Source organism: Deltaproteobacteria bacterium (assembly GCA_020845775.1).
In the GTDB taxonomy this organism is placed as follows: Bacteria; Bdellovibrionota_C; UBA2361; order SZUA-149; family JADLFC01; genus JADLFC01.
On record JADLFC010000095.1, the window covers coordinates 1 to 23,925 of the forward strand.

23 protein-coding genes, 1 tRNA gene and 1 pseudogene are annotated in these 23,925 nt (G+C 44.9%); 14 read left to right on the forward strand and 11 right to left on the reverse strand.

Annotated features, from left to right (window positions below; all coding sequences use genetic code 11):
* From IT291_05930 to IT291_05945, 4 genes are all read left to right on the forward strand, one after another.
* The coding region (locus IT291_05930) for a glutamine synthetase (GenBank protein ID MCC6220761.1) at positions 1-1,389 on the forward strand (1,389 nt) is incomplete at its 5' end.
* A 136-nt stretch (positions 1,390-1,525) separates the two neighbouring features.
* On the forward strand, positions 1,526-2,452 hold the full coding sequence (locus IT291_05935; protein ID MCC6220762.1) for a segregation/condensation protein A: 927 nt from the start codon (positions 1,526-1,528) through the stop codon (positions 2,450-2,452).
* Between the two features lie 63 nt (positions 2,453-2,515).
* Positions 2,516-3,124 (forward strand): SMC-Scp complex subunit ScpB, encoded by a 609-nt coding sequence (gene scpB, locus IT291_05940; protein ID MCC6220763.1) that lies wholly within the window; start codon positions 2,516-2,518, stop codon positions 3,122-3,124.
* A 154-nt stretch (positions 3,125-3,278) separates the two neighbouring features.
* Positions 3,279-4,022, forward strand: coding sequence for an rRNA pseudouridine synthase (locus IT291_05945; protein MCC6220764.1), 744 nt, complete (start codon positions 3,279-3,281; stop codon positions 4,020-4,022).
* A gap of 33 nt (positions 4,023-4,055) precedes the next feature.
* Here the strand turns inward: IT291_05945 and IT291_05950 are convergent, their stop codons facing one another.
* The 3 genes from IT291_05950 to IT291_05960 are packed head-to-tail and all read right to left on the reverse strand — an operon-like array spanning position 4,056 to position 6,012.
* Positions 4,056-4,424 carry a hypothetical protein gene (locus IT291_05950; protein MCC6220765.1) on the reverse strand — a complete coding sequence of 123 codons (369 nt, stop codon included), beginning with the start codon at positions 4,422-4,424 and terminating at the stop codon, positions 4,056-4,058.
* Positions 4,425-4,476: 52 nt separating this feature from the next.
* Complete coding sequence (locus IT291_05955) at positions 4,477-5,004, reverse strand: MgtC/SapB family protein (protein ID MCC6220766.1); 528 nt, start codon at positions 5,002-5,004, stop codon at positions 4,477-4,479.
* Between the two features lie 21 nt (positions 5,005-5,025).
* Positions 5,026-6,012, reverse strand: a complete 987-nt coding sequence (locus IT291_05960; protein MCC6220767.1) for a glucokinase — start codon at positions 6,010-6,012, stop codon at positions 5,026-5,028.
* 186 nt (positions 6,013-6,198) lie between these two features.
* On the opposite strand from IT291_05960, the gene clpS reads away from it, so the two are divergent.
* Positions 6,199-6,513, forward strand: coding sequence for an ATP-dependent Clp protease adapter ClpS (clpS, locus tag IT291_05965; protein ID MCC6220768.1), 315 nt, complete (start codon positions 6,199-6,201; stop codon positions 6,511-6,513).
* Between the two features lies 1 nt (position 6,514).
* Positions 6,515-8,788 (forward strand): ATP-dependent Clp protease ATP-binding subunit ClpA, encoded by a 2,274-nt coding sequence (gene clpA, locus IT291_05970; GenBank protein MCC6220769.1) that lies wholly within the window; start codon positions 6,515-6,517, stop codon positions 8,786-8,788.
* A 27-nt stretch (positions 8,789-8,815) separates the two neighbouring features.
* Here clpA and IT291_05975 read toward each other — a convergent pair whose 3' ends face one another.
* Entirely contained in the window at positions 8,816-9,052 is a 237-nt protein-coding gene (locus tag IT291_05975; GenBank protein ID MCC6220770.1) for an oxidative damage protection protein, read from the reverse strand.
* Positions 9,053-9,186: 134 nt separating this feature from the next.
* Between IT291_05975 and IT291_05980 the strand changes: the two genes are divergently transcribed.
* Both IT291_05980 and IT291_05985 read left to right on the forward strand, forming a co-directional pair.
* Positions 9,187-10,005 (forward strand): arginase family protein, encoded by an 819-nt coding sequence (locus IT291_05980; protein ID MCC6220771.1) that lies wholly within the window; start codon positions 9,187-9,189, stop codon positions 10,003-10,005.
* 228 nt (positions 10,006-10,233) lie between these two features.
* Entirely contained in the window at positions 10,234-11,055 is an 822-nt protein-coding gene (locus tag IT291_05985; protein ID MCC6220772.1) for a flagellin FliC, read from the forward strand.
* Here the strand turns inward: IT291_05985 and IT291_05990 are convergent.
* From IT291_05990 to IT291_06000, 3 genes are all read right to left on the reverse strand, one after another.
* A complete protein-coding gene (locus IT291_05990; GenBank protein MCC6220773.1) occupies positions 11,047-11,562 on the reverse strand; it encodes an ATP-binding protein in 516 nt (171 codons plus the stop codon). The genes IT291_05985 and IT291_05990 overlap by 9 nt on opposite strands.
* A gap of 20 nt (positions 11,563-11,582) precedes the next feature.
* Positions 11,583-11,659 (reverse strand) — tRNA-Pro (locus tag IT291_05995).
* Positions 11,660-11,712: 53 nt separating this feature from the next.
* Complete coding sequence (locus IT291_06000) at positions 11,713-12,369, reverse strand: non-canonical purine NTP pyrophosphatase (GenBank protein MCC6220774.1); 657 nt, start codon at positions 12,367-12,369, stop codon at positions 11,713-11,715.
* A gap of 125 nt (positions 12,370-12,494) precedes the next feature.
* On the opposite strand from IT291_06000, the gene IT291_06005 reads away from it, so the two are divergent.
* Positions 12,495-12,875: a DUF4124 domain-containing protein gene (locus IT291_06005; protein MCC6220775.1), complete on the forward strand. Its 381-nt coding sequence runs from the start codon at positions 12,495-12,497 to the stop codon at positions 12,873-12,875.
* On the opposite strand, the gene IT291_06010 is transcribed toward IT291_06005, so the two are convergent.
* Complete coding sequence (locus IT291_06010) at positions 12,793-14,583, reverse strand: glycosyltransferase family 39 protein (GenBank protein MCC6220776.1); 1,791 nt, start codon at positions 14,581-14,583, stop codon at positions 12,793-12,795. The genes IT291_06005 and IT291_06010 overlap by 83 nt on opposite strands.
* A gap of 478 nt (positions 14,584-15,061) precedes the next feature.
* Here IT291_06010 and IT291_06015 point away from each other — a divergent pair, with 478 nt between their 5' ends.
* The 5 genes from IT291_06015 to IT291_06035 all read left to right on the forward strand — a co-directional run bounded on the left by IT291_06015 (position 15,062) and on the right by IT291_06035 (position 19,722).
* Entirely contained in the window at positions 15,062-15,898 is an 837-nt protein-coding gene (locus tag IT291_06015) for a hypothetical protein (protein MCC6220777.1), read from the forward strand.
* Between the two features lie 154 nt (positions 15,899-16,052).
* Positions 16,053-16,901, forward strand: a complete 849-nt coding sequence (locus tag IT291_06020) for a hypothetical protein (GenBank protein ID MCC6220778.1) — start codon at positions 16,053-16,055, stop codon at positions 16,899-16,901.
* Between the two features lie 4 nt (positions 16,902-16,905).
* Positions 16,906-17,244, forward strand: coding sequence for a hypothetical protein (locus tag IT291_06025; protein MCC6220779.1), 339 nt, complete (start codon positions 16,906-16,908; stop codon positions 17,242-17,244).
* A complete protein-coding gene (gene typA, locus IT291_06030; GenBank protein ID MCC6220780.1) occupies positions 17,241-19,043 on the forward strand; it encodes a translational GTPase TypA in 1,803 nt (600 codons plus the stop codon). Before IT291_06025 ends, typA begins: the two co-directional genes overlap by 4 nt.
* A gap of 250 nt (positions 19,044-19,293) precedes the next feature.
* Positions 19,294-19,722: a DUF4019 domain-containing protein gene (locus tag IT291_06035; protein MCC6220781.1), complete on the forward strand. Its 429-nt coding sequence runs from the start codon at positions 19,294-19,296 to the stop codon at positions 19,720-19,722.
* Here the strand turns inward: IT291_06035 and IT291_06040 are convergent.
* From IT291_06040 to IT291_06050, 3 genes and pseudogenes are all read right to left on the reverse strand, one after another.
* A complete protein-coding gene (locus IT291_06040) occupies positions 19,715-21,499 on the reverse strand; it encodes an ATP-binding cassette domain-containing protein (protein ID MCC6220782.1) in 1,785 nt (594 codons plus the stop codon). The genes IT291_06035 and IT291_06040 overlap by 8 nt on opposite strands.
* 58 nt (positions 21,500-21,557) lie before the next feature.
* Entirely contained in the window at positions 21,558-22,772 is a 1,215-nt protein-coding gene (gene lpxB / locus IT291_06045; GenBank protein ID MCC6220783.1) for a lipid-A-disaccharide synthase, read from the reverse strand.
* A pseudogene (locus IT291_06050) lies at positions 22,756-23,778 on the reverse strand (Gfo/Idh/MocA family oxidoreductase). The gene lpxB and the pseudogene IT291_06050 overlap by 17 nt, the downstream one beginning before the upstream one ends.
* Between the last annotated feature and the right edge of the window lie 147 nt (positions 23,779-23,925).

Below are 23,925 nucleotides of genomic sequence, written 5' to 3' on the forward strand. Positions count from 1 at the left end.
GAGCTCAATCTTCGGGCGAAGGCGAGAGTGCTAGAACACACCCCAGAAGCTGAACTTACAGAGTACTATTTAAGGTACTTACATGACGAAAAAAATCTTAAAGCGGTTACCATTTGCTTTTCCAATCTGGAAGGGCGCTTCCACATGCTGGATTACGATAAGAAGTTCTTGCTAAAATCGTATAACAACCTCACCTTCGACGGCTCATCTATTCGCGGTTTTTCTGAAGTTCGAGAATCAGACTTAAGACTAGAAGTCGACTGGGGCTCATTGCGATGGCTGCCAACTGACGTCTTCGGTCCAGGTAAGGTAATTGCCTTTGGCCGCATTCGCGACCGAGATGGCTCAGTATACGTGTCCGATATGCGAAGCCGTTTGCAGGAGCTAACCAATAAACTTTGGGAAGACAACAAAACAGTTGCGAATGTAAGTGTTGAGATTGAGGGTTTTCTTTTTGAAGGCATCAACGCCGAGCAAAACTACATTTCAAGAAACGGCTTTAGCTTCGTTTCAAGCGGCGGGTATTACAATTCGTTGCCAAAAGATCCTTTGCGCATTTTCATAGATAGCTTTGCCGAAGCTCAACGCGCTATGGGCTTTGAAAATGAAAAAGATCACCCTGAAGTTGCGCCATCGCAGTTTGAACTTAACTATAATTTCTGTGATGCTTTAGTAGCAGCCGATCAAATTCAAATTTACAAACTACTAGCTAGACAAGTAGCCGCTAACCAAGGACGCACTGCTTGTTTCCTTCCAAAACCAGTTGCCAACATCAACGGTAGCGGAATGCACACTAATATGTCGATAGCTCGAGAGGGCCAAAACCTATTCCACAGCGCAGACGGCCAAGATGGCCTTTCCGAGTTTGCCTGGGGCTTTGTTGACCGCCTCCTAGCTAACGCTGGCGACTTGTGCTTGGTTATGAATTCAAGCGTAAACGCCTACCGCAGGCTAGATCCAAATTTTGAGGCACCTAACCAGATTAAATCGTCTGCTATTGACAGAACATCAATGGTGCGAATCCCATTGGCAAATAAGACGAGCGCACGCATAGAAGTGAGAACCGTCTCACCCGACGCTAATCCGTACCTCACAATTTACTCACTAATACGAACCGGGTTAGAGGGGAATATGGGTCAGCCTGGAGAGCATAGAGGACGCGGAGGTCAAGCCAAACTACTGCCGATTGACATTTATAGCGCGGTAGAAAAGTTTGAAGATAGCTCCTATCTAAAGGAGATACTTGGAGATGACACTCACAGAAAATATATGAACTTAAAAATTGCGTCTGCGGATCGCTGCCCACGAGAACTCGGAACTATTGTAAAAACTGAGGAAATACTTTTTCACCATGAGGTGACTAACCAGTACCTCTGGTCGCGATTCTAATAAGACATTTTATTACGCATGATTAAATAGCTGTTTTTTCTAGTATTTTATCGAAGTTTAAGTTGCTTGTATTAGTCGCGAGCTTGGGCTATGATTGGCCCCAAGTTTTCGCGCACACAGTTATCTATTTAGAAAGATGTCAGAGGAGCTGCTAACAAATTTTTCGAGCTTTCAGGCAAATTCCTTTGCCGTTCATTTGGATTGCTTTAGTGGGCCACTCGACTTATTACTACACCTAGTCCGTCGAGAGGAAGTGTCCATTGAAAAAGTAAACATGTCAAATATTGCAGATCAATATCTGCAGGTAATACACAGCGCAAAGGAGCTCGACTTAGATTTAGCAGCCGAATTCTTGGTCGTCGCAGCTACCTTGCTAGCAATTAAGAGTCAGCTATTGCTGCCAGCTTCGCAGGTAGCTGAAATTGCAGATGAAGAAGCCGAGGACAGCAGCGCTTACGAAGAACTGAGAGAAAGACTCCGACGTTATGAACAAACGAAACGCCAAGCTCAAGCATTGCGAAACATTCCCCAGCTTGGCGTCGACACATTTTCTCGATTAGATCGCTCACTGCTTAGACCAGATCCAGAAATTCTCGAATTATCACCAGACCCTCAGTCGCTAGGAGTGATGTTCGTTAAACTACTAGAAAGGATTGGCGAAACAGTCCGCTCTATTCGCATTCGCCTAGAACCGATTTCGGTTGTCGATTTCATGATGCGAATAATCAACACATTACAAGGACATACCCGCCCACTAACAGTTGTCCCTAAGACGTTCAGTGGGTTATTAAGCGCATTTAGGAAACGGTCGCCAATAAAAATCTTAGCAACACATGAGCTAGATGGCCGTGAAGCAGATATTCAGGATCGCCAGCTCATAGTCGGCACTTTTATTTCTATGCTCGAGTTGATAAAGAGAGGATTTTTGAGCGCCTCGCAGAGCGGCGAGATGAGCGATATTGATCTAAGTCTTCGCCTGCGGACCAATGAGGAGATAAACAATCTCGAGTTAGCAGAAGAAGATAGACAAGATCGACAAGTCGTTGGGATGTCGATCGCTTAAAACGACCTTCGTCATCTTAATTGCAGAACTAATTAACAGACATAACGGGGAGAACAAACAGCAGTGTTAGAAGAAAGTATTGGCAAGGACTCCTTGGTTCAGCGGATCGAGCTTTCAAGAGCCGCAGTTATCAGCGCCTTACTTTTTGTGTCCCCCAAACCGTTGACAGTAGAGACGATTGCGGAAGCTACCGATTCAGACATCGTAACAGTAGAGGAAATCCTAGAAGAGGTGCTCAGTTTATTCAAAGATGACGTACATGGCTTTTCTCTTCACGAGGTTGCCGGCGGATGGCAATTGCGCACTTCTACGCTTGCGGCAGATGCAGTAAAACGACTTATTCCACCAAGAGGCAAAAAGTTAAGCCGCGCGGCAGCCGAAACACTAGCGGTCATCGCGTACAAGCAACCGGTAGAACGAGCTGAAATTGAAAGCATTAGAGGAGTAGACGCTTTGCCTACTCTAAAAACACTTCTCGATGGAAAACTCATAAGAGTAGTCGGACGAGCAGAGACCGCGGGAACGCCAGCGCTGTACGGGACTACTATGACTTTTCTTGAGAAATTTGGCCTTAAAGATCTTTCTGACTTGCCATCGGGGCATGAACTCGAGGAACTGCTAGCAGAACCAGGCGAGGAAGAGGCTTTAGAAAACGAGAGCGCGTCTCAGTAACATTTATAGCATTTACAAAAAGGATTTTTGTAAATGCTATAAACAGCAAGTGCGTAAGCACTTGCCAATAAACAACAAATACCGTTTCAAAAAAGTAAAATATTTAACTTACTTTTTGGAAACGGTATAGAACAACAACTTTAACGACAAACTCTTGACAAAGCAGCGACTTCAAAAAGTTATCGCCCGAGCTGGTATCTGCTCAAGGCGCAAAGCCGAAGATTACATTGCAAACGGACGCGTAAGCGTAAACGAAAAGGTAGTTTGCGAACCTGGAACAAGCGTCGATCCAGAAACTGATTTAATTTGCGTCGACGGCAAAGAACTCAGAGCTACTCCAACAGTTCTCTACCGATTTTACAAACCAAGAGATGTAATTACGTCAATGCAGGACACACATGGACGAAAAACCGTAGGCGACTTCGCTCGGCAATTGCCGACACGAGTATTTCCAGTTGGACGACTAGATAGAGACGTAACTGGATTACTCCTACTAACTAACGACGGAGAATTTGCGCAGCGAATGCTTCACCCACGCTTTTCAGTTCCACGCACCTACTACGCCGTTGTTCCGGGAAAACCCAAACAAGAAGTATTTACGCGCCTAAAACGGGGCTTAGAACTAGATTGTGGTTTCGGCTGCGTTTTAGATGCGCATGCAGTTAAAGCTTCTAAGAGAACTATAGAGTTATTCGGTAACATCGAGCGTGACTCAAGCATCATTTCTGTCACGGTGACACTAGGAAGAAAACATTTTGTTAAAAAAATCCTAGCCGCTGTAGGCTACCCAGTGAAACAATTATGCCGAGTCTCCTTTGGCCCCTACTTTTTGGGCAATCTTCGACCGGGCGAAATCGTCAAAGAAAGCATAAACACCTCTATAATTGAAGCGATTTGACGCGGCAGTTACGAAGCTAACGCGTTCACCTAGCTACATCTTCGCATCGCTTAATTCTACATAACGGCACTTATGACTCACACAAGACACTACTCCCGAACCACAAGCAGGAACTCCACCTAACTCAGTGCACATTACTTCTACGCAATCAAACCTCGCGCGAAAGTCATCATAGCGATCCTTGTTTACAGCTACGTCCTGCCCGCCATTGGCACAATCGCAGCAACCGTTAACAGCTTTCACGCAATCAGCATCCTCTCCGCAAGACTGATACCGACCCAACTCGAACTGGCTTAACGGTTCGGCAGTCTTCCCATCATCCTCCACATCGCCCCAAACAAAATTTAGCGGCACCAGGCAGCTTAAGATTAAAATAGCCACACTCTTGAATATTGTTTTCATATACCGTTACATCCTAACAAAGAGAAATTCCAAACCAGCCTATCCTCACTAACTAGTGAACATCATCGCTTTGGCTGCTTGGATTTTCCGCCCGCGTAACTACCTGCACCTTTGGCACCCTGGCACCAAACATTTTGTGCAAAACAACCGACGCCACTATTATAAACCAATAAACTACAAAACTCCACAAAGCCACGTCGATTCGGTTAAAACCACAAGCCATTCCAATTCCAGCAGCTAGCCATATCATGGAAGCCGTTGAAATACCCTGCACGCGCCGATCGCTTAAAAATATTACTCCACCGCCAACAAAACCAATACCCGTTACAATTCCAGCCGCTACTCGAGTTGGATCATACTGGCCTTCCAATGGGTGACCTGCGACTTGCACAGAAAGCAGTGAAAAAAGGCAGCTCCCCGCGCAAATCATAGAAAAAGTCCTCACCGAAGCAGCCTTTCGACGATAAGCTCGCTCAGTCCCCAAAGACAAACCCAATAGCGCCGCAAGCAGTAGCTGCTGCACGTAATCAGGCAATACAAATGAATGCCCCAAAATAGTTAAAACTCTAGCTACAAACACTGTTCTCTCTTTAGCCCCTTCTCATTCTCTACTCAAAACCTCACATAGTTTCTTAGCGCCACACATCGCAGCACCCCATAACCCGCTCTCCTCATCGACAATTAAATAAACCGGAATTGTGCTTAAAAGCTCATTATGCCTAGGAGAGCTTACAAACTCTTCTCGAAACGCCGGGTGCTTGACTAATTGAGGAACTTTAGCCGCTACGCCACCGGCAATAAAAACTCCCCCTAGTGCTAGAGTATCTAGCGCAAAATTTCTACATACTCGACCATAAAAACGCGACGCCCACAAAAGCGTTTCATTATGGTCTGCAAAACGAGCACTTACTTCAGATGGTTCTAGACACTCGCCAGTAAGAAACTCATGAATGCGGGATAGTCCCTTGCCCGATATCACTTCATTGCACGTTAGGTAATCGGCAGCAGTTCTTGTCAAGACAAATTGAGCAAACTCTAACTCTCTCCTGGACTGAAGCGGAAAAGTGATATGTCCTCCCTCAGAAGGAACCACGATATAGTTTCCACCCTCTCTAACCGCAACTATGGCTTTTCCCAAATTGCTTCCTGCCCCAATAACAGCAATAGTTGCATCTCGTCTCGCCTTTCCATCGACAACTTGCGTAGCCATTTGCGCGATTGGAGACTTACAGGCATAAGCCTGGGCTACAAAATCGTTAATTAAACAATATCGTGAAAAACCATAGTCGCGCTCGGCACACGAAAAATCGATTTCCCAAGAAATATAAGGTGGCTTGCAGTAGACTCCGTCCTCAATCGGACCAGCAACACCAATGGAAACTATATCAGCCTCCTTTGGCGTAAGAGAAAAATCGCTCTCAGCCAAGTTATGCAGTAACCCCGCAAACGAGTTCTGCTCACTGGTTCTTAGCCATTTGCTACTTAAGAGTTTTATTCCTTCATCGCTTGTCCTAAAATGCGCAAATCTACAGCTCGTTGCGCCAATATCCGCAGCAAGAATTTCACTACTCATAACTCTTGTAACCACCAAAACAAATTCCTTAAAAGAGAAGCTTACAGCAATCGAATATGCCCATGCATAGCAGCAATGTGATCCAGAATATATCTAAGCTAATTAAACCGTCCAACAAAAAAACTAAGTCTTTCTTATGTGTTAAAAGGCGTCAGCTTTGGCATCTGGCTAAGGCGTCAAATAGCAATTATAATAAATACTATGCCAAGAACTAAAATTATTAACGAAACAGACATTCTCACAGAAGATAACATTGATGTTAAAGAGCCACCTATGTATCGAGTCATTTTATTAAATGACGACTATACAAGCATGGATTTCGTGCTTCTTATACTTAAAAGCATTTTTAGAAAAAGCTCTGAGGAAGCAACTCGCTTGATGCTGACAGTGCATAATCACGGGTCTGCAACTGCTGGACTTTACACTAAAGAAGTGGCCGAAACTAAAATAGCAATGGTGCATCAGATTGCTCGTGAACATGAGTTTCCTTTAAAATGCCAAATGGAACCAATTTAATATGCTGGAACCAGCCGTAGAAAAGCTCTTACAGGACGCAACTCAGGAGGCAATCACTCGCTCTAACGAGCTGGTCTGTCTCGAGCACTTGCTCTATGCCATGCTAGAAGACGGCGAAGTAGCAGCTATCATTGAACACTGCGGAGCTCAGATAGCAGAAATAAGAAATAAGCTAGAAAGATTTTTTGACACTAAACTCGAGTCGACGCCTCCGTTTATGTCACTAGAGCCACAACAATCCCTTGCCTTTCAAAGAGTCCTCCAGAGAGCCATTTTGCACGTGCGTTACTCTAGCAAGGATAAAGTCTCACCGGGAGATGTGTTGGCTGCAATTTTTACCGAGACCGATAGCCACGCCGTCTATTTTTTGCGCCAGGCAAATATATCCCGCCTCGACGTACTCGAGTGCATATCGCATGGCCCTGTTAGCACAAGCGACTTCAGCGATAGATACGACCACGTGGACGAAGGCGATGAATCGCTAAACCTTAGCGACCGGCGGGCAAGTCCTTTGGAACAGTTCGCAATCGATCTAAACCAAAAGGCTCGCGATGAAAAAATAGATCCCCTTATAGGACGCGACAAAGAGATTAGTCGCTTAGTGCATGTTCTTTGTCGGCGCAACAAAAATAATCCCATATTGGTTGGCGATCAGGGCGTTGGCAAGACTGCGATTGTTGAAGGATTCGCCCGAAAACTAGTAGCCGGAGAAGTTCCCAAGCATTTGTCCACATGTCAAATTTTCGCACTCGATCTAGGGGCACTGCTTGCCGGGACGAAATATAGAGGCGATTTCGAGGCCCGCTTTAAGGCAGTCATTCAGGCATTAGAGAAAATTCCAAACGCCATTCTCTTCATTGACGAAATTCACACCGTAGTCGGTGCGGGAGCGACCTCCGGTGGCACGATGGATGCGGCCAATCTGCTTAAACCAATACTTTCCTCACGCGAGCTTCGGATTGTCGGCAGCACGACATATGAGGAATATAAGAACGTCTTTGAGAAGGATCGAGCCCTTGCTAGGCGTTTTTCGAGAATTGAGATTTTAGAACCGAGCGTAACAGACGCGATTGAAATTCTAAAGGGCCTTAAATCGCGCTTTGAGGCACATCACCATGTGCGGTATTCGCTTTCCGCAATCAAAGGCTGCGCAGAGCTATCCGAAAAATACCTCCGCGAACGCCTATTGCCCGATAAGGCCATTGATGTCATGGACGAAGCAGGGGCAGCGCTACGCCTATCGTCATCAGACGAAAGAGAGCGAATCGTTCGTTTGTCACATATAGAGAAAGTCATTTCCGATATGGCTCGAATACCAGCGCAGACCGTTAGCACTACTGAGGCAGATAAACTTAAAAACTTAGAAACTAACCTAAAGCAAGTTGTTTTCGGGCAGGACCGCGCCATTGCAGCTTTGGCTCAAGCAATTAGGCGTGCACGAGCCGGGCTTTCGCAAGAAAACAAGCCAGTTGGGTCGTTCTTGTTCGTCGGCCCAACTGGCGTAGGCAAGACGGAAGTGAGCAGGCAGCTAGCGGAGATCCTGGGCGTTGAGTTAGTGCGCTTTGACATGAGCGAGTATATGGAGAAGCACTCCGTTGCGCGTCTCATCGGAACACCCCCGGGGTATGTTGGCTTTGAACAAGGTGGACTGCTCACGGATGCGATAATGCGAAATCCGCACTCGGTACTTCTGTTAGACGAGATTGAAAAAGCCCATCCAGATCTATTCAATATTCTGCTCCAAGTCATGGATCACGCCACACTTACGGATCACAACGGCAAGAAGGCATGTTTTCGCAACGCGATTATAATCATGACATCAAATGTCGGCTCCGAGAATTTAAGTGGCCAAGCTATAGGCTTTGGCAACGAAGCTAGACAAGTGGATCAAAGCTCGATAAACAAGACATTTCGTCCAGAATTTAGAAATCGCCTGGACATGGTGGTAAAATTTGAGCCTCTTAAACCAGAAACGGTAGAGCATATCGTAGACAAGTTTATTGCCGAAATAGATAGCAAACTTCTAAACAAGAAAGCCTCTATTGTCGTAACCCCTGAAGCGCGCTCGTGGCTAGCAAGGCAGGGTTATAGCCCGGAATATGGGGCACGTTCCATTCACCGCTTGATTCAAGAAAAAATTAAAGACCCACTGGCCGACGAACTGCTGTTTGGCCAATTGAGACAAGGCGGCCTAGTCACCGTAAGACTTGAAGGAGAAGATATTAAACTCGCCGTTGAACAAAACGCCGAGAAAAAAGCAACTGTTAAAAGTTAGCAATACAAGACGCGATAGACCAGTGATTCACAGATTAAAAAATGCCTTCATCTGATCCATAAGGACATCAAACTGCTCGTCTTCAATTAAGTCGAGCCTATATTCATTAATTACCCTTATCATAATGTGATCATTCCACTCATCCCAGGCTTCTTTGGAAACTTTCTCGAAAATCTCCCGACCAAGCTCGCCCTCGATAGGAACTGATTCCAAACCGGGCAGCTCTTTGCCATAACGACTACAAATGACAACTCGCTCAGACATATAAATATTATTCCCTTATAATTCAAGCATCAGTTATATCATTTACATACTATCTAGCTCAAACAGAAAAGTCTAGTATCTCAAAACATCGCATTGGCATCCTAACGCATATACATAATCACTTAGAAAAAAACATGTCGATAGTGAAATTAATTGGAGCACCCTATGACGTTGGTTGCAGATCGGAAACTGCTACAGCAATAGATCAAAAAAACGGCCCAAAAGCACTGCGCAGCGCAATCAGTCGAATGACTCGTGGATTGAATGTGCCACTTGATTTTGACGATGTCGGCGACATTATTTGCGACAACACAGTTCTAGCAGTATTAAAAAGCGTCGAGGAAACATTTTTAAGAGTTCACTTAAAAAAAGCTCTGCCGCTAATTATTGGCGGAGCACACACTCTGACACTCGGCGCACTGCGTGCAGCAAAAAAAATAAACCCTAAATTTTCCCTAATTTACATCGACGCCCATGGGGATATAATGCCTCACAGTGAAATTAATTATGGTTCTTTTCTGCACTATGCGATTAAAGAAAAAACTATCTTACCTCAGCAGATAGGCTTTGTAGGCACTAGACTTCTAGAACGCGAAGAATTGGAGACGATAGGTAGAGAAAACATTTTCAACCTGACTTCCCTATCCGTCGAAGAATACGGAATCGTTAGCACAATTGAGAAGATAAAAGCATCGCTCCCTACACCCTACTACATAAGCATAGACCTAGATTCATTAGACCCAAGCGTAGCTCCTGGCGTGTCCGCACCATATCCTGGCGGCCTAAGCTTCCGCGAGCTATTATTCCTGACTAGAGAACTTACAAAATGCCACGTCCTAGGAATAGATATAGTTGAACTTTCTCCCATAAACGACATCAATAATCAAACCGCAAATCTTGCCGCCACACTTGTGCTGTCTCTCGCAACTACAGTGTGTTCAATATCTAGATAGCAGCTTGTGCTACGCTAAGTCACTGATATTACAGATCTAAAAAGCGGGATCGCAAAAATAAGCACTAATTAGCGTCAAAATATAAAGCTTATGGATTTTATGCCGATTAGGTATAATTAAGACTCGTCTGAGCCTTAGATCCGTTGGAGATCGATAGGGAAAGTTTCGTTTTTTTAAATGTAGCTCTGCTCTGACTCAGTCTAATTTCGCTAGAATAGGTATGAAATAATGTCGCTTACCATTCAGTCAAATATAAACTCCCTTAAAGCTAATAAGGAGTTAAATAAGCAAGAAGCTGCATTAAAAAAGAGCTTCGAAAAGCTTTCTACGGGAAAAGAGATCAACAAAGCTTCTGATAATCCGGCAGCGCTTGCCATTGCCATGGAGCTTCTCACCGACGCTGACACGTCGACGGTTGCGGCGCGAAATATTAGCGATGCTGTATCCGTTACCAATATCGTGGATAGCTCTTTAGAAACTGCTAGCGACATAACTTTGCGAATGAGGGAACTCGCAACTCAAGCCTCAAACGGAACATATAGCAATGAACAAAGAGAAGCACTAAATGACGAATTTCAGTCTCTTTCTGCAGAATTGGATCGAATTGCTCAAACCACTGAATTTAACGACCAACAATTACTGAGCACCGATGGCAGCATCTCTTTGCAAATCGGAACAGATGGAGATGTGTCCTCACAGATTTCTTTACCGCTTAAAGCCGTAAGCAGCTCCTCCCTTGGTTTAGGGAGCACAGATATCTCAACTCAGGCAAATGCTACGCAGGCTCTCTCTAGCATTGAGTCTGCAAGCGAAACGCTAACTGATGCCCGTAGCGACGTGAATGTAGTAGCAAACCAACTAAGTTTTACCTTTGAAAGCCTTCAAGTCTCTGAACAAAACAAAAGAGACGCGGCGAGTCGAATACTAGATGCAGACATAGCGACGGAAAGTGCTAATCTTGTAACAAATCAGATTCGTGAAAAGGCAGCCCTGGCAGTTAAAGCACAAGCGAATATCATGCCCGAACTCGCTCTAAAACTCCTAAGCTAACTTCTTAAGCAGCTTAACGCTATTTCCCTTATCATTAAACAAAACCTGGTCAAACTCCTTATTTACCATCGCTAACCCGCGACCGTGTAGCTTTAGCAACACGGTTGGATCTACAATAGGTTCTGGGACATCTTGCCAATTAAACCCTTCACCATCGTCCTCAACCACACAGCAGAACTCTGTAGGGCTAATATCAACTATCACTCTAATCTTTAATCCATGCGCTATCGCACGCGAGCTGCGTTCACTAAGAAGCTGTTCAAACGCATCATTCTCCAGAGCCGCAGTCTTTTCTTCATAGCTAATGCCTAAATTTCCGTGCTCTAGTGCATTGCGAAGCACTTCTGAGATTACCACCTCCACACGACCTAACTCGCGATAAGAAATGAGGCCGTTTAGCAAACTAGATATTATTTTAACCGTAGGGGTAATTATCTTACTAGAGCTAATTAAACATAGCTCAAGTCGCGCATGATCAAATATGTCACAAGCTGTCTTACAACCCATTCCATTTCCATAAGGGATATTGGTCGGGGTGAGAGGATTTGAACCTCCGGCCCACGGTTCCCAAAACCGTTGCGCTACCAGGCTGCGCTACACCCCGTAATTCCGATTCCGCTGGCAAACAAACCTATTTCTCTCATATTAACTTTAATGTCAAATACATTCATTCGTAACTTTGGCAAACAATCTCTCAGCCGCCATGGCACGGAATCCTTTCTCGCATGTAACTTCGAACTCGACTTGAGCGAGCGTAGCGTTTAGACTGTCGATCCAAACAATCGGATCATAGCCAAAACCCCCATTCCCCAGGGGTTTATCTAAAATGCACCCCTTAAGCGAGGATTGAACTTCGAACTTCTTCCCATCCGGGAAAAGCAATACCAGCGCGCAAACGTAATGAGCAGTTCTGTTCTTATTACCAGTCTCAACTTCGACCAATTTTAGTTCGTCAACGAGCGCCGTCATGCGCTCTGTATAAGTAGCATTTACACCTAGATAGCGAGCCGATCTTAGACCGGGTCGACCGCCCAAAGCTTCAACTTCTAAACCAGAATCGTCCCCAATAGCCGCCATGCCCGTAAAATTAAGAGCCGCAACTGCTTTTAAGAAGGCGTTCTCCATGTATGAACTGCCAGACTCAATAATTTCGGGCATGGGTCCCAGGTTCTTAATTTTGCAGGCAGCATCTAAGGAAATCAGCTTAACTCCAAAGCGCCTTGCTACAGCATTTAATTCCAAATACTTATGATTATTCGTCGTCGCCACGACGATGGGATCTTGCTCAAGGGATAAGGCTGTACGGAAACTCATATAAGAATTTATAGCTAACGCTTGTTTCTCACTGGAGAGATCACTATACTCATTATAGCTCTTTAGGAAAACACTTGTTCCAGCGCTTTTCCTAGCAGCTACTTTGGCATAAATAGACAGGTATTATGACTTTGGCTTTTCGCGCAATATTAATCGCCGTTTTATCAGCATACAGCTTGCCCTATTCTGCACATGCGGAAGATGTTTACTCGTGGAAGGACGAGCGCGGCAATACGTTTTTTGGCAGCACCCCGCCACACACTGCGGTCTCTGTGAGCAAACTAAATTCTCCTAGCATCTCTCGCTATTCGACAAAAAAAGTTCTTTCCGGCTACAGCTCCAATAAATCGCAGACAGAACTTGAGATTACCGACATAAAAGCAGACGACTTTGACATGAGAACTGCGCAAGAAATACCGGACACTACGACGGAGATAGTGGATACACCTCAAACAACACAAGCTTCTCAGTCTCTTGATCTACCAGACGACCACCAGAGGCAATGACATGAAAAGGCAGCCTATTTGAGCTAGGGTTTGCCACATTTGTTTCAAACCAAGCACGACGTGCTAAATACAACCCAGGGGTTCGCAATGGCTCATCGGGACTAAGCATTACGACATTGCGCCTAAAATAAAAGAAAAAACCATCGAAGGATTCATCCATTACGTGCTTTACAAAACGAATGTCCTGTTCATGAGATACTCTTTCCCTTACCTCTTCTGCAAACCCTCTATAGGTGTGCGTTACTCCTTTAAGCGCAATGCCCGTGTTTACTAGCACTAAGAGCAGTTGCAGGAAGACAAAAATAGCCAAGGCCACAAACTCTAGCCTTGCACGTAAAAAACCTCTGAACCAAAAAAAAAGTGATAGAGCTAAAAAGAGAACGACATATGTGATAATAATCCCTAAATGGCTTTCCAACACAACCGACAGAGCTGCCATTAAGTCATCAAATCTGTTATCGCCATTAATCGAGCTAAAACTTTCTGCAATAGAAAACGCGCTCGGATTAGCATAGATGGAATACACACCTACCACAAACAGAAGGGCTATCAGCCATACTAGAACTCCTGCTGCAAACCTAGGTTTACTTAAAACCTCGCTAGCGCTTCGGCCCGCAAGGTATTCCTTAAACCGACACAACACAACCGTTAAAGTCATCGCCATGGCTGGCAATAGTGGCAAAAGATAAGCCCTACGCTTTCCTACTGCGACGCTAAAAAAAACAACACCTATAAGAAACCAAATTAACCCAACGCCATGTAAAAAATTATCTCCTGAAATCGGTTCACGCCAGGCAAAGGTTTTTACGGAAAAATCGAATTGGCGAATTTTTTTTGCCAGAAGATACATTAAATAGGCGACAAAGACGAATGACCAAGGAGCTGCTTGGCCGAACACATGTGGAACATAAAACCAAAACGGCTTTGCGACGATGCCATCTGCGCCAATAAACCGCTGAAAGTTTTCAAAATAAATTTGCCGCGACACAAACGCGCTATCTTGTTTTAATGCCGCAAATAGATACCACGGCAATGGAATGACAATAGCGAATATCCACCCTGGATTAAGAAGGGCCCAAACTCCCCTAAATCCACGATACACAAAGGCAACTGACGCTATCACTATAGCAGGCAAAACCAAACCCAAGGGCCCCTTGGTCAAAAAAGCAAGCCCAGCTAGAATCCCTACAAGAATGTAACGAGATGTGGGTATTCTATTATTCTGCGGATTTTCGCAGTTGAGCGTACCATAGAACGCACCTAGCCACGCACAAATGCTGGCAGTAGCGAAAAAGCAAAATAACATGTCAACTCGTCCATCCTGCGCTAGATGTACAAATCCATATGTAGAAAGCAGTATGAGAGCTCCAACCAAACCGCTTCTAACTCCACATAAAGAGCTAATGAAATTATACAGCACGAGCACAGAGGAAATTGCAGCAATACAGGAGATCGCACGCAATCCAAATTCCTCATAATTACCAGACATAACTGCCCAAGCAGCGCTTAACCAGTGGAACAGTATTGGTTTGGAAGGAATAATGTGTCCATTTCTAAGCGGCAAGAGAATGCTGCCGCCATTTAATATTTGATTGACAACCACACCCTCGCGGGCCTCAGATACCTGAAATACAGGCGAAAGGCCGAGAAGAGGAAATAACAACAAAACGGCAATTAAAGCTACAGCAATACTAGGAATATAGCGCAAAGGTACCTCGTCACTAAGTATGCGCTCTCTAAGAACTCCAGTCGCCGAACACTATAGACAAGACAAGAACGCTAACACAAAGAAATGATGCTATTTCACCAAAACCCATCTACGATAACACTCCCTCTCACGCTGCCACAATAGTACCAACAAATTAACTATCGCAGTATTTAAAAATTAACAGTGAGTGCTGCATAACATGCAAATGTGTAATTCGTCCAGTACTTATCTTTAGCCTACACAAAAAAAATGCATCCGCTCAATACTTTGCCCACAATCGCCATAACTAATTGATATCCTTAACAATCCATAGCGCTAAGATAGAGCGCAATGTTTTTCTGAAGTAAATCCAGACTAAGCCCAGATAAGAGAGTGTAAGTTACGTTACTCGCCTTCTTGGGCATGTCGAAAGATGTGCTCAAACAAACAAAAAACAAAGGCGAGCTAAAGGTTAAGACTCATTAAGGAGAGTAAAATAATGAGCTATTTAGCATACAGCGCGAAAGAATCTTTTGCTGAACCGACGAGCACACCAAAAGCTTCTACGAGGACGCGCGCCAAGGTTTCCGCTCCCTCCACTGAATATATCAACGATTTAATTCTTACACATAGAGAAAATGGCCGCAAACTGGCGCGCAGTCTCTTAAGGCGCTGGCGCGCAAGAATGAATCCACAGGAGGTCGACAGCCTAGTTGACCTAACGCTCTGCGAAACCGCCAAGAGATTTTCGCTAGAACATGGTGCCTCGTTCATGACTTTCTTTTACTATCATCTTCGAGGTTATCTCGTTCGAGCAATTGCTAGCGCTGTTAACTCTGGAAGTTTCATTGCTTCATCAGGGGAAGGCGCCAACGGCGAATCGCCAGAACGCCTATCCGTAGGAAAGAATTATTACTATTTCCTCCCCGATGAAATTGGCTCTGGTTCATACGATAACGAAGGGCCAGAATGCTTGCTAATTAGAAAAGAAAATATAAATTTGTGCAGAAATGCCTGCGCCCAATTAGATTCCTTGGAACAAGAGGTCATTGTGCGCTCATTTGAAAAAGAAGAGGCATTGGTAGACATAGCCCGTTCCTTGGGATATAGCAGATGCCACATATCGAGGGTAAAGAAACGAGCGCTAGAGAGGCTAACAGCACTATTGGATAAGGAAAGCATACGACCAAAGAGTAAAACCGAAAAATCTAACGGGCTAGCTACGCGCGCAGCTGCCACTGTAAGACAAAAAGGCAGTCGTAGAAGTCGCAGAAGTAACATAAGGTCGCGACAATTCATGAGTTCTGTAGAAATGCCTCTCGAAAAACTCGCTTAGCCATGATACAGTCTTAGTTGCTGGCGAGTTCGATGCTCGCCAAACTAAGAATGAGAACATAAACTAACGCCCTTTCTGGCCAACGAAATATTGGTAGTTGGCTAAAAAGGGCGTTAGTTTGCGCTACCACAAAGTTCTGTGTCCATCTTGCATTATGGCTGAAGATAATAGTTACGAAAATTTTCAACAGGGCAGTCAAGACCTGATAGATAGACTAATAGCTGAGAACATGGGTTGGGCTACATCTATTGCACGCTCTGTGGCGCGTAGCTGGAATCTAGATTGGCAACTGGATGGCCTCGATGGCGGAGCTTATGAGGGATTAATATTTTGCGCTAGGCGTTTTGATCCTACTCTTGGCATACCTTTCCGCGCGTATGCTAGAAAAAGAGTTCATGAGGCAGCCACCGAAGAAGCTAGGAAGTCAAAGAGTTGGCAGCGAGGCGTCGGCGCTAATACGCAGGCGGATCAAGATGCGCGAGAAATATCTGCGCGATTGTTTGAGATATTTCCTGAATTGCGAGAAGGTCTCCTACCATCTGGGACTGAGGAAGGCGACGGCGATTCAATGCGGCTTTCGGTCCGACAATTATTGGCAAGTGCTGGCATGATTGCCACGGCTTGTGAACTAGGACAGGATAATCCAGAACGGGTTTTTGAGTACAAACAAATGCTTCAAGTAATCTCCGAGCTGGATCCAGTGCACCAAGGAATTATATGGGGCTTGTATTACTGTGGCCAGTCCATGCGCGCCTTGGCAAAAGACTGGAATATAGATGAACTCACAATCATTAGAGAGCATAAGGAGTTATTGCATTACGTCCACTCGCGGCTTTCAGATCCGCGCAAAATCATTAAGAAATTAAAAATTCGCCCTGGACTAAGACCTCAAGCTCAACTGATGAAGCGCAAAAAGGAAATTTCACCATTTGCGCGCTTTCTAAGCATTAAGATGATTTTTTTCTCATTGGCGTCTATCTTGTCTAGGAATTGCTGGAGTTAATTAAATGGTTAACAAAATTGGCGGCCCAAAACGTCCTATCGGTCCTGCGGACACTCCCGTTGAGTCAACTAAGCGAGTTCAGCCGGGCAATATCGGCGATGTAGCAAAGGTCAAGGGAGCAGAGAAGAAGGGCAAGACAGAAAAGATTCAAGCTACGGGAATAAGAATTACGCCTCAACAGAAGGAAGAGATATTTCGCATGATCGATGAAGAAGCCGACAAGATGTTTGGCCCTGGTGGGTTGCCCTTATCAAAGCGGGAATCCGTTGAGAGTGCTGTTAAAAAAACGATTGCTGCAAGCATGATTGAAAAGGAAGACGAGGAGAAGTCGAACGACGTATGAAAAAAAGAGAAGTAAACCACAGCATTCGCAATGTCGCTATCATCGCTCATGTCGATCACGGAAAGACTACTTTAGTAGACCAGCTATTAGCACAAAGCGGAACCTTTAACCTGGGCGACAACAAGCGAATAATGGATAGCTTGGATCTAGAGCGCGAAAGGGGAATTACCATCGCGGCAAAAAACTGCGCTGTTTATTGGAAGGAGGTTAAAATCAACATACTTGACACACCTGGGCATGCCGATTTTGGCGGAGAAGTCGAGAGAGCTTTGCAAATGGTTGACGGCGCCATATTGCTAGTAGACGCCTCAGAAGGCCCACTACCACAAACGCGCTTTGTGCTAAGAAAGGCACTGGGATGCAAACTGCCAATCATCGTCGTAATTAACAAAATAGATCGCCAAGACGCACGCTGCCAGGAAGTGTTGAATGAAATATACGATTTATTTATTGACCTCGATGCATCGGAGGAACAAATTGAATTTCCCGTTCTCTATGCCATTGCGCGTCAGGGCATAGCCAAGAAAAGTTTAGATAGCAGCGCTAGTGACCTATCGGCGCTGTTTGACGAAATATTGGCCACTATTCCACCTCCATCATACGAGAGCGATGAGCCGTTTAGGATGTTAGTATCTAATATTGGCTATTCGGACTATTTAGGAAGGCTTGCAATTGGCAAAGTCGTCAGTGGGGCTATTCGCACTGGGGACTCGCTAGTGTGCATAAAAGAAGGCAACAAGTGCGTTCCCATGAAACTTTCTTCAGCACAAGTTTATCATGGGCTTAAGTTTGAAACGCAAAACCTAATTACTGCTGGTGAAATTGCCATACTATCGGGAGCAGAGGATGTGGAGATTGGCGATACCATCTGCAATAAGGCCGCGCCGTCCGCGCTAAAGCGAATTAGTGTAGATGAACCGACGATTTCTATGCTTTTTACCATAAATTCTTCGCCGTTTTCGGGACAGGAAGGAACCTATGTGCAATCCACTAGAATTGCCGAGCGGCTGTTTAAGGAGACTTTGCATAACGTAGCTCTACGCGTAGAGGAAGGCGAGGCAAGCGAAACTTTTATCGTAAAGGGACGCGGGGAGTTTCAGATGGCCATTCTAATCGAGACGATGAGACGAGAAGGTTTTGAGTTAAGTGTTGGAAGGCCGAAAATAATTTTTAGAGAAAAGGACGGGCAGACCTTAGAGCCAATTGAGCATCTCTTTATCGATTGCGAGGACGTTTACACCGGCATCATTACTGAAAAACTTTCGCTGCGAAAGGGAAGAATGATAAATTTGGTAAACCATGGCAGTGGCCGAGTCAGGTTGGAATTTACACTTCCGTCTCGAAGTTTAATTGGATATCGCAGCGAATTTTTGACAGACACAAAAGGAACCGGAATCATGAATTCCATTCTCTCGGGCTATGAGCCATTTCGTGGAGATTTTCCAACGCGGGCAAGTGGTTCTCTAGTCTCTGATAGGCAGGGCGAGGCCATTCCGTATGCGCTCTTTCACTTGCTGCCAAGAGGAAGGCTTTTTGTTAGACCGGGCGAGCGCGTTTATGAGGGAATGGTTATCGGCGAGCACAATAGGGATAACGACTTATTTGTAAATCCTTGCAAGACCAAGAAACTTACAAATGTTAGGGCATCGGGAAGAGACGACTCAATAACGCTTCCACCGATTCAACCACTCACGCTAGAACAAGCAATCGAGTTCATCAATGACGATGAATGGGTAGAGGTTACTCCTAAAAACATCCGCATGCGAAAAATAAAGCGCCCACCAGCCACGCGAGGTTAAGCATTTTTGGCATGCCAAAAATGGCGTGGTCGAAAAGTGCAGTGAGCACGGGATGGGCAGTGATTTTCTGCTTGACATTTGGGAGCCGATGAAATGTAAAGACCGTTTGCAGAAAGTGTCCTAATGTATCTTTCGTAAAGCGGTATTTCCCATGACAGATCCAAGAGAATCAACTGTTTTCCTATAACCCCGTTGTGTGATAAGGCTTAGTTATTAAAGCATCGACTACGCAGCGAGAATACAGAATACCATGAAACCAAATAAGATTTACTTAACTGCCATCGCATTATTTCTTAGTATCTTTGTAATTGCCTCTTCTACTGCCGCTCAGGGGAATACGGCAAAAGCGGGCTTGGCTTCCTCGGTATGGCTAGCACAGGTTGATAGTGGCGAGTACGGAGAAAGTTGGAACTCAGCAGCCACTCACTTTAAGAATACAGTAAAAAAAGAGGCTTGGGTGCAAACTCTTAAATCTTACCGAAAACCTCTAGGTAAAACGATTTCAAGAAAAATTGTTAGCCAGAAACTTACTACCGAACTACCAGCGGCTCCTGATGGTCAGTACGTGCTTATCGATTACGAAAGCAGCTTTGAAAACAAGAAACAAACCATGGAACGCGTAACTGCCATGCTAGAAAAAGACGGCTCGTGGAAAGTAGCCGGTTACTTCTTTAAGTGATATTATTATTTCCGCTAAACTCGATATTCCTAAACTGCATGTCATAAAGCTTAGCATATCTCCCTTTCGCGGCTATTAAATCTTTGTGACAGCCAAATTCGACTAACTCGCCATCGGCAATTACGGCGACCTTATCCGCTTGACGAATAGTAGACAGGCGATGCGCTATCACTAAAACAGTCCGCCCCTCCATTAAACGCTCAATAGCCGATTGCACTAATTGTTCAGATTCACTGTCCAATGCCGCAGTAGCCTCATCCAGAATGAGTATTGGCGCATCTTTCAACAACGCCCTCGCTATCGCAACTCGCTGGCGCTGCCCACCAGAAAGCATCATGCCCTGCTCGCCAATTATCGTATCGTATCCCTTTGGCAGCTTTGCAATGAACTCATGAGCATTTGCGTCCCTTGCAGCGGCGTAAACTCTGTCGACATCGGCGCCCAAACAACCATAAGCTATGTTGTTAAATACTGTGTCGTTAAAAAGAAAAGTATGCTGATCCACCACCGAAACCATCTTGCGGAGCGAAGCGAGTTTTAACTTGCGAATATCCACGCCCGCTATTTTGATAGAACCCCTAGTTGGGTCATAATAACGCGACAACAAATTAACTAGCGTCGTCTTTCCACCGCCAGACATACCTACTAACGCAAGAGTCTCCCCAGCCTCGACTACAAAATTCACGCCCCTTAACACCCAATTGCGCTGAACTCCATCGCTACCGCTGCTAACTCCATAGCTAAAATAAACATTCTCATAATCCACCCTAAGAACAGCACCTCTAGCCAACTCCTCTGCCTCAGGGCCGTCCTTTATTTCTGGCTCTATGTCTAAAATTTCAAAAATGCGCTCAGCTGCTGCAATTCCAGCCTGCAACATATTATTGACACGGCTTAGTTTTTTTACCGGCTCATACAACAAGAACATAGACGTAATAAATGCAATAAAATCACCTTGGGTTCTCACCCCAGAAATTACGCTAAAACCACCATATAAAATGACCCCGGCAATCGCAAAACTAGCTACCGTTTCATTAATGGGCTGTGAAAGAGCTGCGTATTTCTCAGCTGCCTTAAGCGTCTTTGTGAGCTTTTCGTTCTCAGTCCCAAAGCGCGCTTCCTCATAAGACTGCATACCAAATGACTGCACCACCTTATGCCCAACTATTAATTCTTGCAGTAGCCCAGTAAGACCACCAAACTCATTTTGACCAGTCTTGCTAAACCTTCGCACCTTCTTGCCTAGACGAATCACTGGAAAAATAGCTAGTGGGAAACCTATAAGAGTGACTGCGGCAAGAATGGGATCGAGATATATAGACGCACAAAGAAGCACTAATATCCTAACGCTATCTCTTAAAAGCGAAGCACCAGCATCAGTCAGAGCCATACGAGCTAACAAAGCGTCATTAGTAACCCGTGAAATTAGTGAACCAGTAGTGTGTTTAGAAAAAAAACTTGGCGACAGTTTCAGCAAATGTGAATTAATATCGCTGCGCAAATCCTTGATTATATCTAAACCTACAGCAGTCGCCAGATATTGCTGCAAAAATCCAAAAACACCCCTAGCTACCGAAAAAGCCACCAACACTAACGCCAAAGACATCAACAATCCTTGCTTCTGTGATGCAAAAATGTCATCGAGTATTGTCTTGATTAGAAAAGGAATCGCACCATCCGTCGCCCCATATAAAGCCATTGCAAGTAGCGCAAGCAAAAACCGCTTCTTATATGGCAAGAGATACTTTATGAGCCGCCTAAGGACAGGAGAAAACATTTTAACCCTCTTGTTAAACACTACGTCCTTTTTCTCCCTTATAAAACACTTCCAGCCATCAATAGTTACACAGCATTATTTCGCTGCGACTTGTTTCAGGCACAGGGCACACCCCCATCATCTCTAGCGCCATGCAGGCTACGCGTCCACGCGCAGTATCCGCACTTCCATAGCGACTAGCTAGCGCTTCCTTAACCTGAACCAGATCGGCTTGCATTTTTTCTCTGCGACCAGCATCTCCCAGTAAGCGCTCCATCTCGAGCAATATTCTCTGCGGCGTTACTTCCTCCTGCAGCAATTCCTCTACTATCTTTCTACCAGCAATTACGTTAGGCATGCCAAAATGCTCTATCCCGCGCACTAACAACTTCGCAACCAAGCAAGTAAAATTAGATAACTTGTAAACTATTATTAATGGAACTCCGCATATCGCAGCCTGAACAGTTGCCGTTCCAGATGCGACTACCGCCAAATCAGCAGCTTTTAGACATTCCTGGGCATGACCACGCAGATAGCGCAGACCCTCTCTTACGCCAGCTATCTCCTTTAAACCAGATGCACTTAATCCAGGTGCAACCGGAATCACAGCCTGAATGCCAGGTCTGATGACGCGAAGTTTTGAGAACGCCTCAACCATAGGCACCAACAGTCTCTCAACTTCACTCTTTCGACTTCCTGGCAATAGAGCCACAATTGGAAGTTCAGGATCTAAACCAACAGCCGACGCAAAAACAGCTCTATCGACCTTGTCTGCTGGCAAATCCAAAAAAGGATGTCCAACATAACTTACATCGACGCCATGCCCAGCATAAAACTCTTCTTCAAATGGAAAAATTGCGGCGACTTTGTCGACGTATTTTTTTATTATCTTGATTCGCCCCTTTCGCCAGGCCCAGATCTGCGGGCTGATAAAATATAATACTTTAACCCCTCTACGCTTTAGGACTCGCGCCAAGCGCAAGTTAAAATCAGGGAAATCCAATAAAATCGCCACCTGAGGCCGATGAGTTTTTATACTGGCAACTAGCGTTTTAAAGGCTCTAAACAACGACGTTAAACCACCCCATAACTCCACCAATCCCATCACACCTGCTGATTTCTCCGAATCGACAATGGTATCCATTCCCGCGCGGCGGGCATTAGAACCAGCCATTCCATAAACATATATTTCGGGAAAGTAAAATTGTAGTTTCTTCACAAGCGCAGCAGCATGTTCATCACCTGATGTTTCTCCGGCGACTATCATTATGCATTTTTTATCGAGAGAAGACATTTTCATCCACTCCTAATTCACTAGCACCATGCGAATGTAAAATGTGTTCCTTCATCTCGCTCATGCTAACTTCAAAAGCTCCATGTATTCGCTCGACGAGTTCTAAAGCCCTTAGACCATCGCGACCACTAACCACAGGCTCTGTCCTGTTAATAACCGCACTTATAAACGACTCAATCTCATCCTCCAGTGCATCCCTGGGCGTAATCTTCTTCTCCACTACCGAAATATCAGCCAGTCCAGCCCCGGTGGAGTTTGGCTTTTTGGTATAGGTCTTCAGTCGCTTTTTTTCAAAATCAAGCGATATATATACATTTGGCTGAAATATCCTAATAGTGCGCTCAGAATTAAAGGCGGCTCGACTAGCAGAAACATTTGCAACCGCTCCGCCCTCGAACAACAGCCGCGCATTGGCAATATCCACTGAATTTGTAAGCACAGGGACGCCGACAGCATCTACGCGCTTTAACGGTCGACCAACGAGATGAGATACTATGTCAATATCGTGGATCATCAAATCCAAAACTACATCGACATCGTGCCCACGCCCTTTAAACTTAGCTATGCGCCGAACTTCAAAAAACCACGGCTGAGTTAAAAGTTTTTTCATTTCCACAAAAGCTGGGTTAAAACGCTCGAGATGCCCAACCTGAAGAATTCTGCCATTCCTCTCGGCAATCTCAATCAAAAGCCGCGCCTCGTCTTTGGTGGTGGTCATGGGTTTTTCAATCAACACATCGATGCCGCTTTCCAACAATAACTTTGCTATCTCAAAATGAGTAGAAGTATCACTTGCAATACTCGCACAACTCACCCCTAGACTCGGCAGCTCTCTGTAGTCTGATAAGCCACATGTCCTAAACCGCGAAGCAACTTGTCGTCTCTTTTCGTCAGATACATCCACCACAACTGATAATTCCGCGCGCTTTGACTTAGCAAACTTCTCCGCATGGAATTGCCCTAAATAACCAACGCCAATTACCGCTGCTCTTATCACCTAAAACATTCCTAAAAAACTAAGAAATAAGAAGTCAAGTTGTTATTACTTATCGAAATTAGAGTACACAATTTTGACAACTATGCACCACTATATTCCAGAACGAATAAGTCTCAATAATATCAACTACTTACGACGCAAACGTGCCGCCAAACA